Genomic DNA, 12,214 nt, shown 5'->3' with positions numbered 1-12,214 from the left:
GCCCTTCGGCGGATGTGCCGAAGGGCCCTGGTGCGCGGTCAGCCCAGGGTGAACCAGGTGCTGCGGGACTTCTTCCACTCGGGGTGGGTGAGGTCCTTGGCGGCGGTGCCGTCGTTGTAGAGGTCGGCGGAGCCGTCGTCGGTGATCAGCTGGGCGCGGGCGCCGGGGGCGTCCAGGTCCGGGACGTCCGTGACGGCCTCCCAGGCGCCGTAGTCGCTGGTCGGCAGGTCGATCAGCTTGGTCGGCTTGGAACCGGGCTGGCCGTTCCAGCGGTAGAGCGCGTACGGGGCGGAGTTGTCCTCGGCGGACCAGGAGCCGGCCACGATCAGGTACTGGCCGAGGTCGTTGCGGCGGATGTCGCGGACGGACAGCCCGCCGAGGTCCAGCTCGACCGGGTCGCCGAAGGTCGCGTGCGCGGCCGAACCGTTCACCAGGGACGGGAGGTTGGTGACCGGGACGAGCAGCGCCCGGCCGCCGGTGACGGCCGGCGTGAGCGGCGCGCGGAAGCCGATGTAGGCGGTGCTGGTGCTGCCGGGGGCGAACTCCAGGCCCTCGACGTTGAAGCCGTCGATCTGCTTGGGCGCCTGGCCGTCGGCGGCACCGGCCGCGAAGCCGTAGCGCTTGCCGTGGGCATCGTCCCAGGAGATCAGGTCGTCGCGCAGGCCGTGGTACGCGCCGGCCAGGGACAGCTGGGTGTCGGCGCCGGAACCGGTGACGGTGGTGGCGAAGACGGTGTGCCGGTCGGGCTTGACCACGCCGTCCTTGTTGTTGCCGAGCGAGCCGGTCCAGTAGATGGTGTTGCCGACCCGGGTGGCGGCCTCGATGTCGATCTCCTTGGAGACGCCGAGGGCCGAGCTGAAGTCCCAGGTGCGGACCGGCGCACCGGAGTTGTTGCGGTCGTACAGGCGCAGGGTGTTGGACTCGTCGTCGCCGACCACGATGAAGCCGCCGCCCGCGTCCACGGCCGCCGAGGCGTCGCTGGAGCCGGTCAGGTAGCGGCTGGTCGCCGAGGACTGGACGGCGGGGGAGGCGGCGTAGTGCAGGGTGCGGGTGGCGCTCTTGCCGCCGAGGCCGGTGACCTTGATGGTGAGGTCGGCGTAGCCGACGCCCTGGGCGGCGACCGCCAGGGTGCGGGCGCCGCCGGTGCCGCTCACCGTCACGTCGCCGGTGCGGGCGACGGCGCTGCGGGTGGTCGCCGAGGCGGCGACGGTCAGCGCCGAGGCCGCGGCGCCGGACTGGGCGACCGTCACCGTCACGGTCGGGTCGCCGGTGGCGCCGACGGCGCCGGACAGGTACCCGGCCGAGAAGGTGATCGTCGGGGTGCCGTACGAGGCGGCGCCCGCCGGGAGGGCGGGCAGGGCGAGCACGGGCACCGCCGCGACGGCGACGGCGAGCGGCAGCAGGCGGCGGAGGGAACGCGACACGGTGGCTACCCTTCGGCAGGAGGCGGGAGTTGACGGAGGGTGCAAGCCTGCTGGCGCTCGGCGAACACCGACCCTACGGCGACCTTACGAGCAGGGACGGGCAGGCGAACAGCACGCCTCGCGGTGGTGAAGCACCGTGCGTTCAGCCGGTGATGCCGGCCGCCCGCAGGCGGCGCTCGACCGCGTCCCAGTCGGGGGCGACCGGCTCGGTCCTGCGGGTGCCGACGCCCTTGTCCTTGAAGCCGCTGGAGGTCGACACGCAGACCACCGGGCCGTCGGAGAGGTCCGGCTCGCCGAGGCTGCGCAGCCCGGCCAGACCGGCCGCCGCGGACAGCTCCGTCCACAGCCCCGCCCGGGCCAGCTCCCGCTGGGCGTCGGCGAGTTGGCCGTCGTCCAGGGTCAGCGCCCGGCCGCCGCTCGAGCGGACCGCGAGCACGCCCCGGTAGCCGCTGACCGGGGAGGTGATCGAGTAGGCGTCGCTCGGGCCGACCGTCACGTGGGTGGCGGGCAGGCCGTCGGCGATCGCCCGGGCGAGCGGACCGGAGGCGGCCGTCTCGCAGGAGTGGATGCGCGGCACCCCGGCGGTCAGGCCCAGCCGGTGCAGCTCGACGAACCCCTTCCAGACGCCGAACAGCAGCTCGCCGTAGCCGGTCGGGACGAACACCGCGCTCGGCAGGCCGACGTCCTGGAAGATCTCGTACGCGACGGTCTTGTAGCCCTCGGGGCCGTACGCGTGCCCGGTGTGGGTGGTGGTCAGGTTGCTGACCGGGTGCAGGCCCAGCCGGTCCACCACCTGGCGCAGCAGCGGCCAGCGGGCCTCCCACGGCACCGGGAGCACCACCGCGCCGTAGGCGTTGAGGAAGGCGTCGACGTTCGGCGGCGTGTCCGGGCCGGTGAACACCACGCAGCGCAGCCCGGCGCGGGCGGCGTAGGCGGCGGCCGAGGCGCCGTGGTTGCCGGAGGAGGCGACCGCGAGGCCCGGCGCGCCGGCGCCCACGGCGGCGCTGGTGGTGCAGCGGTTCAGCCGGTCCTTGTGGCTCCAGGTGGGGTTGCGGGACTCGTCCTTGACGTACACCCCGGGCGAGACCTCCACCAGCGGGGTGGCGCCCTCGCCCAGGCCCGGCGCGAGCAGCGGTGGCAGCAGCGGGGCCCAGCGCTCCAGGCCGCCGCGCACCGGGGCGGGGGCGAACAGGCCCGCCGGGTCGGCCTTGTCGTAGGCGTAGTCGACCTCGACGGGGTAGGAGACGTCCTCGGTGCTGGTGCGCGGGCAGCCGGCGGTGAGCGGGGGCCAGAGCGGGTAGTCGAGGGCGGGGTCGCCGAGGGAGCGCTGGCCGGTCGCGAGGGAGTCTTCTGTTGGCATGCCAGGAGACTAGCCGGGCGGCCGCCCCGCGGTCCGGCGGTTCGGCGGGCCGCGGCGCGAACCCGTTCGTGGGGGACCGGTTCCGGCTGTTCCGGGCCCGTTCCGGGCCCGTTCCGGGCCCGTTCCGGGCGGGGCGGGTCCGGATCAGGCGCTCTGGCGGATCGCGGAGATGTCGAACTCCAGGACGACCTTGTCGCCGACCAGGACGCCGCCGCCCTCCAGGGCCGCGTTCCAGGTGACGCCGTACTCCTTGCGGCTGATGGTGACCGAGCCCTCCAGGCCCACCCGGAGGTTGCCGTACGGGTCGACGGCGTTGCCGGTGTACTCGAAGTCGATGGTGACCGGGCGGGTGGTGTCCTTGATGGTGAGGTCGCCGGTGACCCGGAAGTCGCTGTCGGAGCGCGCCTCGACCGCGGTGGAGCGGAAGGTGATGTCGGGGAACGTGGGGGCGTCCAGGAAGTCGTTGGTGCGCAGGTGCTGGTCGCGCTGCTCCACGCCGGTGTCGATGCTCTCGGCCTTGATCACCACCTGGCCGGAGGAGCGGGACGGGTCGGCGCCGTCCAGGTGGGCGGTGCCCTCGAACTGGTGGAACGCGCCCCGGACCTTGGTCACCATGGCGTGGCGGGCGACGAAGCCGATCCGGGTGTGGGTGGGGTCGAGGACGTAGTCGCCGGTGAGTTCGGAGAGGTTGGCGGTCATGGTCGGCATGCCTCCTGGTGCGGGTCCCGGGTCTCGGCCCGGGGCTGGTCGGGCGGTCCCCGGACCACGCTAGGGGCAGTTCCCGCGGGCCGCGCGCCGGGCTGGGCCTAAGTGGGGCACGGGGTGGGAAGGCTCGCGGGGTACGTCGGAGGAACGGGGAGACGAGGGGGCCGGATTGGACAGCGGGATACGGGCGATGGTCGACGCGGTCGGCGAGGCGGAGCGGCAGGTGCGGGAGAACGCGCTGCCGAAGGCGCGGGACAGCGCCCGCGAGAGGGTCCCGGAGAAGGAGGAGGCGGCGCTGCTGGGTGCGCTCGCCGGGCTGGTGGAGAGCATCGGGGAGCTGGCGGGCGCGGTCGGCGACCGGGTGACGAACCGGGGTACGGCCAGGACGTACACGGTCGCGGGCAGGCGGCTGCGGAGCGAGGCCGGCAACCTGCGGGGCGACGAGGACGAGACCGCGGCGCGGTCCAGGTGACCGGTCGCCGGTGCCCCCGGCCGGGGGCACCGGCGGTGTCGCTCAGCGGTGGCTCGGGAACTGCACCACCTGCTGGTAGGTCGGGCGGTTCTGCCAGGTGGTCTTGGCGTCCGTCACGCCGCCCAGCGGGCGCTGGATGATCGTGTCGGCGCACCACTGGTCGCCGGCCGCGCAGTCCGCGTCGCCCGGGTAGACCTGGGCGGGCGTCCGGGCGGCGGCCTGCTTCAGGGTGGTCAGCAGGACGGTCCGGCAGGCCGAGAGGTCGCCGCCGCCGCAGAACGGCCGGGCCAGCGGGCCGGCCACCCGGTCGCCGAGGACGGCGCGCAGGTCCTTGTCCAGGTAGCTCCACCAGCCGTACTGGAAGGCCGAACCCTTGTGCGGGATGGCCTCGTTGGCGCTCACCGGGCCGCCGCCGGGGCCGGTCTGCCCGCCCGAGGGGGACTCGTTGATCTGGAGGGCGCCGGTCAGCGCGCCGAACAGCGGGTCGCCGAGGCCCGGCCGCATGACGCCCTCGGCGACCAGCGGCCACCAGGCGTCCATCACCCGGATCGCGGTGGCGTCCGCGTAGCCGTGGCTGCCCGGTGAAGTCTCCTTCCGCTGCCCTCCGTTGGCGAGCCAGGCCTCCAACTGCTGCAGGGCGGTGAGGGTGGCCTGGTCGGTGACGGGCGCGCTGCGCAGCACGCGGATCAGGTCGGGCAGCACGTCCTCGGCCCGCAGGTCGGCCAGGGCGGCGCCCTCCATGGCCTGGGTGAGCGAGACCCGGCTCACCTTGCCGCCGTTCCCGAGCAGGGACTTGACCCGGTCGTCCAGCAGGTTGCCGCGGTGCACCGAGCCGTTGCCGAAGCCGGCCGAGGTGTAGCCGTTCGCCTGCTTGTTGTTCCAGGAGATGTAGTAGTCCTGGTTGACGGACTGCGGGTGCTCGGCCGCCGGGGTGTACCGGGCGGTGTTGGCGACGGGGTCGAAGTCGGCCCACTCGTAGGCGGGTTGGGCCTTCACGGGGAGCCCGGGGTCGACGCCGGGGGCGCGGACCGGGTTGCTGCCGGAGTTGTAGTACGCGATGTCGCGCGAGTCGGCGTAGAACCAGTTGAAGGTGTAGTTGATGTCCTGCGCCGCCTGCTGGAACCCCGCCGCGTCGTGCACCGCGCCGGGGTCGTTCAACTCCTGGAAGCCGATGATGGATTCGGCCTCGTGCCGGTAGGTGGAGCGCAGCGAGGTGAAGGCGACGGGTGCGCCGCCGACCGTGCCGCGGGCGGTGACCAGGCCGTACCGGGAGCGGTTCATCACCAGGGTGTAGGACCCGGCCGGGGTGGAGTCGGCGGTGGTCGGGTTCCAGGCGTTCTTGCGTTCCAGCCGGTCGAAGGGCAGGCACTGGTCGTGCCAGAGGTAGGAGTTGGCGGCGGTGGTGACCGGGGAGCCGTCGGTGGTGCAGAGCGGGACGGCGTAGGTGTCGGTGATGTCCTGCCCGGCCGAGGTGGCGCTCCAGGCGTAGTCCTGGCCGCGGCCGAGCTGCACGTAGAAGCTCAGGCCGGCGAAGGCGGCGCCGCGTGCGCTGATCCCGGGGCCCTGGATCTCCTCCAGCATCAGCAGTTGCGGGGCGAAGTAGCCGGTCTGCGGGCCGAACACGGCCACCGGGTGGCCGTCGTCGGTGCGGGCGCCGGAGACCAGCAGGGCGTTGGACATGCCGTGCCGGGCGGTGAGCAGGTTGCCGGGCAGGACGCCGTTCGCCGCGGTGGTGGCGGAGTCGGCGGAGCCGGTGGCGTCGTACACGACCCGCTCGGGCACCACCGAGCCGGGGTCGGGCAGCGCCTCGCCCTGCGGGTGGTCGGGGACGGTGGCGTACGGGAAGCTCTGCCCGTCGTGCAGGGTCTGGACGGCCTCCGGGTCGTCCGCCTCGCGCAGCGACGCCCAGACCGCGTCCCCGGAGTCCTTGCCGTACCGGGCCTCGGCGGCCGACTTGACCTGGGCGGAGGCCAGTTCACCGCCGCCGCCGGAGCCGAACAGGGCGCCGACCACGGAGGCGAGGGCGACCAGGTCGGTCAGCTTGAACGGCTCGATCGAGCCGGCGTTGGTGATCGGGTCGATGTGCCCGGTGAGGTCGTACTCGCCCGGGAAGGTGCGGGCGTTGTAGGACTCCTTGGCGTACTGGTTGACGCCGTCGAGGTAGGCGTTGGCGTCGGCGAGGGCCTGGGTGGCCCGGCCGCCGCGGGCGGCGATGGTGTCGATCTGCTGCTGGAGCTCGGCCTCGGTGTACGGGGCGGCCTGCCAGAAGGTCTGCTCCAGCTGGCGGTTGGCGGCGGCGCCGCCCGCGAAGCCGGACAGCTGGCCGCGGCCGACGTGCCGGAAGAGGTCCATCACCCAGAGCCGGTCCTGGGCGGCGGCGTAGCCCGCGCCGAACTCGGTGCCGTAGCGGGTGGTGCCGGTGATGTGCGGGACGCCGGTGGCCTTGTCGCGCACGATGGCGACGTCCGGGCGCGGGCTGGTGGTCCTGGCCACCTGGTCGGCGGGGACGCCGAAGGAGGCGTCGTTGAAGAAGTCGCGCAGCTTGGCCTCGGTCAGGCCGGGGTAGCCGGAGGCGAGGGCGGCGTAGGGGCCGAGCTGGTCGTCGGTGTGTGCGGGGCGGGTGCCGAAGGCCCGGTTGAGCAGGATGTCGGCGAGGGTGGCGTTGCCGTTCTCGCCGGGCGGCAGGATGTCGGCGCAGTGGCCGCCGCAGTAGTCGTTGGCGGCGGTGGTCGCGGGGGCCGGCGCGGCGGCGGTGGGGGTGGTGGTGAGGGCGGCGGTGACGAGCAGGGCCGAGGCGAGGGCGGCGGCCGGGAGTCGGAGGGAGCGGGGGCGGGGGCGTTGGTGTTGGCGTGACCGCAAGGCGGACTCCTCCGTCGAAGTCTCACGGAAGAGTCGACGGTAGGGGTGCTACTGGCCGGTTGGCTAGTGGCGTGCATGCCATTTCCCGTACGGGGGAGCGGAGTTGGCCGTCCGCGGGTCGGTCGGGAAGGAGCGGCGCCGCACCTGCCGGGCTCAGTCCGGAGGTGCGGCGCCGGGTCGGTGGCGCGTCGGGTCAGGGCTTGAGCACCAGGCGGATCGGGTCGCCCTCCTTGTGCTCCAGCGCCTCGACCGCGCGGGCCGCGTCGGCCAGCGGGAAGGTGCCGCTCACCGAGCGGGAGAACTCCAGCCGGCCGCCGCGGACCAGGTTGACCAGGTCGACGACGTCCTGGCCCTCGGAGCCGTAGTGGCCGCGGATCTGCTGGCGCAGGTAGCTGACCAGGGTGCCGTTGGTGACGGTCAGCGGCTTGTTGGTGAGGCCGACCAGCACCAGGCGGCCGTGCTCGCCGAGGGTGGCCATGGCCTGCTCGCGCACCGGGGCGACCCCGGCGAAGTCGAAGGCGACGGACAGCGGGCGGCCGCCGGTGGCCTCGCGCAGCAGCCCGGCGAAGCCCGGGTCGGCCGGGTCGAGGGCGGCGTCGGCGCCGAAGGCCAGGGCGCGCTCGCGGGCGGCCGGCAGCGGGTCGACGGCGACGATCGGGAAGGCGCCGATCGCCCGCAGCAGCTGTACGCCGTGGGCGCCGAGGCCGCCGACGCCCCAGACGCCGACCGCCTCGGCCGGGCGTACGGCGCCGGTGGCGGTGATCGCGGCCCAGGGGGTGGAGACCGCGTCGGGGATGAAGCAGGCCTGCTCGAAGGGGAGTTCGTCCGGTATCGGCACCAGGGTGGTGGCGGTGGCGAGGGCGTACTCGGCCCAGCCGCCGTCGTAGTCCACGCCGCGGGTGTGCACGACGCCGTCGCGGGTCTCGCCGGCCTGCAGCAGCACCCGGTCGCCGACGGCTGTACCGGTCACGCCCTCGCCGAGGGTGTGCACGGTGCCCGCGACCTCGTGGCCGAGGGTGACCTTGTCGCCCTTGAGGTAGAGCGGCTTGAGCATGCCCTCGATCAGGTGGACGTCGGAGAGGCAGACGCCGGCGGCCTCCACCTTGATCAGCACCTCGCCCGGGCCGGGGGTCGGGACGGGGACCTCCTCCACGGCGAAGGCGCCCTTCGCGACGTCGAGCCGGCCGGCGAGCATCGTGGCGGTCATCGGGACTTCCCTTCTCACGGGGGCGGCGGGTCGGGGGAGTGCCCGCCGCTCCGGAAGTTACTTGTTATTCAACAAGCAAGTTCACACTAGCATGGTGGCATGTCTACGCACGATGAGGACCGAACCGGTGGGGCCGGGGCGCTCCGGGGGGCGCCGGCGCGCCGCACCCAGGCCGAGCGGCGCGCCCGGGCCGAGTCCGCGCTGATCGCCGCCGCCGCCCGGCTGATCGCCGAGCACGGCAGCACCGGGGTCACGCTGGCCAGGGTGGGCGAGGAGGCGGGCTTCAGCCGGGGTCTGGCCACCCACTACTTCGGCTCCAAGGCCGCGCTGCTGGCGCGGCTCCAGGAGGCGGCGCTGGCCGAGGCGATGGCGTCGGCCGCACCGGCGCGCAGCGGGGCGGGGGCCGCCGACGAGCTGTGCGGGTTCGCGCGCGGCTGCCTGGAGGGCGTCCGCAACCCGACCGACCTGGGCCGGGCCTTCGTGGTGCTGGGGGCCGAGGCGCTCGCCGGGGCCTCGGAGCTGACCGGCGCGGTGGCGGAGCTGGACGCCCGGACCCGGGCGTGGACGGCCGAGGTGGTCGGGCAGGGGCAGCGGGACGGGGAGGTGCGTCCCGGTGTGGACCCGGTGGCCTTCGCGCCGGCCTTCGTCGGGCTGCTCAAGGGGCTGGTGGTGCAGGCCGCGGCCGCGCCGGAGGCCTTCGACGTGGGGGCGGCGGTCGCGGAGTCCGAGCGCTGGATCCGGCTCGCGCTCACCGCGGGCTGAGGCTGCGGAACGCAGGCGGCCGGGCGGTCCGCGCCGCTGTCGGCCGCTCCGCGCGCAACCCCCGCTGACCTCGCCGATCGCCGCGCGGACCGGATCCGTACGGCCTGGATATCCTGATCCCATGAGCGACAACCTTCCCCCGTGTCCGCAGTGCTCCAGCGAGTACACCTATGAGATGAACGCCCTCATGGTCTGCCCCGAGTGCGGCCACGAGTGGGTGCCCGGCGGGGCCGACGAGGCCGGAGCGCCGGCCGGCGAGCGCGTGATCAAGGACGCCGTCGGCAACGTGCTGAGCGACGGCGACACCGTGACGGTGGTCAAGGCGCTCAAGGTCAAGGGCAGCGTCTCCGGCATCAAGGCCGGCACCAAGGTGCGCAACATCCGCCTGGTGGACGGCGTCGACGGGCACGACATCGACTGCCGCGTCGAGGGTTTCGGTGCGATGCAGCTCAAGTCCAGCGTGGTGAAGAAGGCCTGACCCACGGGCCCGAACGGCCGCGCCCCGCCGGGAGGGACTGACGCTGTTGGTTAATTCGGGGTGGCGTTACTCGGCCCCGCTGAGCATCAGCTCGGCGGGGCCGAGTACTGCGAAGTGGCTGGTGCGGGTGCGGGCTCGTGGTGTTTCGGTGAGGTGGGCGTCGATGCGAGCGAGATTGATCGCAGCGCCGGTACGCTCACTTCCGGCCGCTGGGCCCGGGCGACGGCCGAACGCGCGGCGCAGCGGCTCGCCGCCGAGGAGGCGGCCGAGGAAGCCGAGCGGACGAAGGGGATGGTGGACGCCTGATGGAGCGCCTGGACAGCGGCGGGCACCCGGAGGGGAGCGGGAGCGAGGCCGGAGCGGCGGCCCGGGTCTGGCAGGGGATGAACGCCCTCGTGCTGGAACGCTACGACCGCCGCAAGAGCGTCGCCGAAGCCCTCGGCATGAGCTTCAGCCGGGTCAGGGCGCTGCGCCGGCTCGTCGCCGGCCCGATCACCCTGCGGGAGCTGGCCGAGCGGCTGGGCGCGGACCCGCCGTACACCAGCGTCATCGTGGACGACCTGGTGCGGCGCGGCCTCGCCGAGCGCATCACCAACCCGGTCGACCGGCGCTCCAAGCTGGTCCACCTCACCGAGGAGGGCGAGGCGAAGGCCGCGATCGCCACCGGGATCCTCAGCACCCCGCCCGACGCGCTGCTCGCGCTGCCGCCGGAGGACATCCGCGTGCTCGACCGGGTGGTGGCGAAGCTGCTGGGCTGAGCCGCCCCTGCCGACCCGTTCGGCGGTGCCGAGCCCGCGGCGGAAGGGCCGTCACCGGATCCGCTCCGGTGACGGCCCTTCAGAACTCCGGGGGGGGGGAATTCCCCGGCGGGCGCGGTTACTTCGCGCCGAAGGCCTTCTCGATGTCCTCGACGACCTTCTCGGCCGCGATCGGGCCGGAGCTGCTGCTCCACACCTGGCCGTCGACGCCCATGAGCTGGTTGGTGCCGACGGCCTTGAGGCGGGTGAAGGCCTCCTGCTTGCGGGCGGTCTCCAGGGCCTTCTCGCCCTCGGCGTTCAGGGTGGCGACGAACACCCGGTCGGCGTCGGCCTTGTTGAGGTTCTCCAGGGACAGCGGGTCCGAGTGGGGCTGGGCGCCCAGGCCGTCGGCGATCGGCATGGTGCCGGCGCCGGCCTTCTTCAGCAGGTCGCCGGGCATGTTGGTGGTGTTCATCACGATCGGCCCGTTGGGCATCCAGCGCATCACCACGGCGCTGCCGCTCTTGCCCTCGCCGGCCTTGGCGGCGCGCTTGTCCAGGGCATCCAGCTTGGCGGCCAGGTCGGCCTTGTGGCCGAGCGCGTCGCCGTACACGGCGAGCACCTCGCGCCAGTCGCCGGCCTTGGGGACGATGGTCGGGGCGACCGCCGAGAGCTTGTCGTACTGGGACTTCTCGATGCCGGAGGAGGCCAGGATGAGGTCCGGGGTGGCCTTCAGGATCGCCTCGAGGTTGGGCTCCTTGACCGTGGCGACCAGCGGGATGCTGTCGGCCTTCAGGTAGGCGGGGGCGGTGGTGCCGCCGCGGCTGGAGCTGGTGCCGACCGGGGTGACGCCGAGCGCGAGGGCGGTGTCCAGCGAGGTGTCGCCGAGGGCGATGACCCGCTTGGCCTCGGCCGGGACCTCCACGGCGCCGAAGGCGGTGTCGATGCTGCGCTTGCCGCCCTTCGCGGCGGCGGTGGACGAGGAGCCGGAGTCACCCGCGGACCCGCCGGACCCCGAGGAGCCGCACGCGGTCAGGCCCAGGGAGAGGGCGCCGACCACGGCCGCGCCGAGCAGGGTCTTGGTAAAGCGGGTGCCAAGCATGGGTGTTCTCCGAGAAATGGTAGTTTACGGGCGAACCGTTTTTCTGAGGTTAGCCTAACCATACGTAAGGCCCTGACGGGGAGGCCCGGTGTGACATTCCGATCACTCCTGCTGCGCGGACTGCTGCCCGCCGGCGCGATACTGCTGCTCGCCGTACTGGCGAGCCTGCTGCTCGGCGCGGGCGACGTGGGACCGTCACGGGCGCTCTCCACCCTGCTCGGTGACGGCGACTCCGACTCCCGGTTCACCGTGTTCCACCTGCGCGCCCCGCGCACCGCGGTGGCCCTCGCGGTGGGGCTCGCGCTCGGCGTGGCCGGCACCGTCCTCCAGGCCGCCGCCCGCAACCCGCTGGCCGAGCCCGGCCTGCTCGGGGTCAGCACCGGCGCCTCCTTCGCCGTCGTGATCGCGATCGTGCTCGGCGCCAGCGCCGCCAGCGTCGGCCCGTACGTCGCCGTACTGGGCGCCGGCGCCGGCTGCCTGCTGGCACTCGGCGCGGCCCGGCTGCGCGGCACCGGCGACGACCCCGTCCGGCTGGTGCTCGCCGGCGCGGCGCTGAGCGGGCTGATGAACGCCGGCTCCTCCGTGCTGCTGCTCTCCGACGCCCGGGCCGCCGACGAGATCCGGTTCTGGACCATCGGCTCGGTCGCCGGCCGCGGCACCGACCAACTGCTCGCGGTACTGCCGGTCCTGCTGCTCGGCCTGGTGCTGGCGCTGCTCTCCGGCCCGGCGCTGACCGCGCTCAGCCTCGGCGACGACGTCGCCACCGGCCTCGGCCACAAGCCCCGCCGGGCCCGCGCCCTCGCGGTGACCGCCGTCGCCCTGCTGGTCGGCGCCGCCACCGCGATCGCCGGACCGGTCTCCTTCGTCGGCCTGGTGGTGCCCTTCGCCGCCCGGGCCCTGGTCGGCCCGGACCTGCGCCGGCTGCTCGTCGTCTCCGCCCTGCTCGGGCCGGCCGTCGTGCTGCTCGCCGACGTGGCCTCCCGGCTGGTCGCCCGCCCGTACGAGATGCCGCTCGGCGTGATGACCGCCCTGTGCGGCGCCCCCGTGCTGGTCGCCGTCGTCCGCTCGCACCGAATGCCCGCGCTGTGAAGGCCCCCGTGAAGGCCCC

The 12,214-nt window shown here is 74.1% G+C and carries 12 protein-coding genes; 6 read left to right on the top strand and 6 right to left on the bottom strand.

The features are described from left to right. Nucleotides 1-38: 38 nt before the first annotated feature. From ACFCY1_RS20565 to ACFCY1_RS20555, 3 genes are all read right to left on the bottom strand, one after another. Nucleotides 39-1,424 (bottom strand): hypothetical protein, encoded by a 1,386-nt coding sequence (locus tag ACFCY1_RS20565; protein ID WP_375875490.1) that lies wholly within the window; start codon nucleotides 1,422-1,424, stop codon nucleotides 39-41. 142 nt (nucleotides 1,425-1,566) lie between these two features. Then, nucleotides 1,567-2,784 carry a pyridoxal-phosphate dependent enzyme gene (locus ACFCY1_RS20560; protein ID WP_375875489.1) on the bottom strand — a complete coding sequence of 406 codons (1,218 nt, stop codon included), beginning with the start codon at nucleotides 2,782-2,784 and terminating at the stop codon, nucleotides 1,567-1,569. Nucleotides 2,785-2,928: 144 nt separating this feature from the next. Further along, nucleotides 2,929-3,483: a YceI family protein gene (locus ACFCY1_RS20555; RefSeq protein ID WP_375875497.1), complete on the bottom strand. Its 555-nt coding sequence runs from the start codon at nucleotides 3,481-3,483 to the stop codon at nucleotides 2,929-2,931. 175 nt (nucleotides 3,484-3,658) lie between these two features. Here ACFCY1_RS20555 and ACFCY1_RS20550 point away from each other — a divergent pair, with 175 nt between their 5' ends. Continuing rightward, complete coding sequence (locus ACFCY1_RS20550; protein ID WP_375875488.1) at nucleotides 3,659-3,961, top strand: hypothetical protein; 303 nt, start codon at nucleotides 3,659-3,661, stop codon at nucleotides 3,959-3,961. A 42-nt stretch (nucleotides 3,962-4,003) separates the two neighbouring features. On the opposite strand, the gene ACFCY1_RS20545 is transcribed toward ACFCY1_RS20550, so the two are convergent. Together ACFCY1_RS20545 and ACFCY1_RS20540 are read right to left on the bottom strand one after the other, a co-directional pair. Further along, complete coding sequence (locus ACFCY1_RS20545; protein ID WP_375875487.1) at nucleotides 4,004-6,820, bottom strand: penicillin acylase family protein; 2,817 nt, start codon at nucleotides 6,818-6,820, stop codon at nucleotides 4,004-4,006. Between the two features lie 193 nt (nucleotides 6,821-7,013). Beyond that, nucleotides 7,014-8,027, bottom strand: a complete 1,014-nt coding sequence (locus ACFCY1_RS20540; RefSeq protein WP_375875486.1) for a zinc-binding dehydrogenase — start codon at nucleotides 8,025-8,027, stop codon at nucleotides 7,014-7,016. Between the two features lie 99 nt (nucleotides 8,028-8,126). Here ACFCY1_RS20540 and ACFCY1_RS20535 point away from each other — a divergent pair, with 99 nt between their 5' ends. The 4 genes from ACFCY1_RS20535 to ACFCY1_RS20520 all read left to right on the top strand — a co-directional run bounded on the left by ACFCY1_RS20535 (nucleotide 8,127) and on the right by ACFCY1_RS20520 (nucleotide 10,025). After that, entirely contained in the window at nucleotides 8,127-8,789 is a 663-nt protein-coding gene (locus ACFCY1_RS20535) for a TetR/AcrR family transcriptional regulator (RefSeq protein WP_375875485.1), read from the top strand. A gap of 121 nt (nucleotides 8,790-8,910) precedes the next feature. Next, the gene (locus ACFCY1_RS20530; protein WP_117486841.1) at nucleotides 8,911-9,267 is read left to right on the top strand and encodes a zinc ribbon domain-containing protein YjdM; all 357 of its coding nucleotides are present in this window, start codon (nucleotides 8,911-8,913) and stop codon (nucleotides 9,265-9,267) included. A 153-nt stretch (nucleotides 9,268-9,420) separates the two neighbouring features. Then, complete coding sequence (locus ACFCY1_RS20525; RefSeq protein WP_158077791.1) at nucleotides 9,421-9,573, top strand: hypothetical protein; 153 nt, start codon at nucleotides 9,421-9,423, stop codon at nucleotides 9,571-9,573. Continuing rightward, nucleotides 9,573-10,025: a MarR family winged helix-turn-helix transcriptional regulator gene (locus ACFCY1_RS20520; RefSeq protein WP_117486839.1), complete on the top strand. Its 453-nt coding sequence runs from the start codon at nucleotides 9,573-9,575 to the stop codon at nucleotides 10,023-10,025. The genes ACFCY1_RS20525 and ACFCY1_RS20520 overlap by 1 nt, the downstream gene beginning before the upstream one ends. 118 nt (nucleotides 10,026-10,143) lie before the next feature. Here ACFCY1_RS20520 and ACFCY1_RS20515 read toward each other — a convergent pair whose 3' ends face one another. After that, nucleotides 10,144-11,106: an ABC transporter substrate-binding protein gene (locus ACFCY1_RS20515; RefSeq protein WP_079272858.1), complete on the bottom strand. Its 963-nt coding sequence runs from the start codon at nucleotides 11,104-11,106 to the stop codon at nucleotides 10,144-10,146. 90 nt (nucleotides 11,107-11,196) lie between these two features. Here ACFCY1_RS20515 and ACFCY1_RS20510 point away from each other — a divergent pair, with 90 nt between their 5' ends. Further along, the gene (locus ACFCY1_RS20510; protein ID WP_079272857.1) at nucleotides 11,197-12,195 is read left to right on the top strand and encodes an iron ABC transporter permease; all 999 of its coding nucleotides are present in this window, start codon (nucleotides 11,197-11,199) and stop codon (nucleotides 12,193-12,195) included. Nucleotides 12,196-12,214: the final 19 nt, after the last annotated feature.

This window comes from Kitasatospora sp. NPDC056273 (assembly GCF_042268845.1).
In the GTDB taxonomy this organism is placed as follows: domain Bacteria; phylum Actinomycetota; class Actinomycetes; order Streptomycetales; family Streptomycetaceae; genus Kitasatospora.
This window is presented reverse-complemented; position numbering and strand designations above follow the sequence as displayed.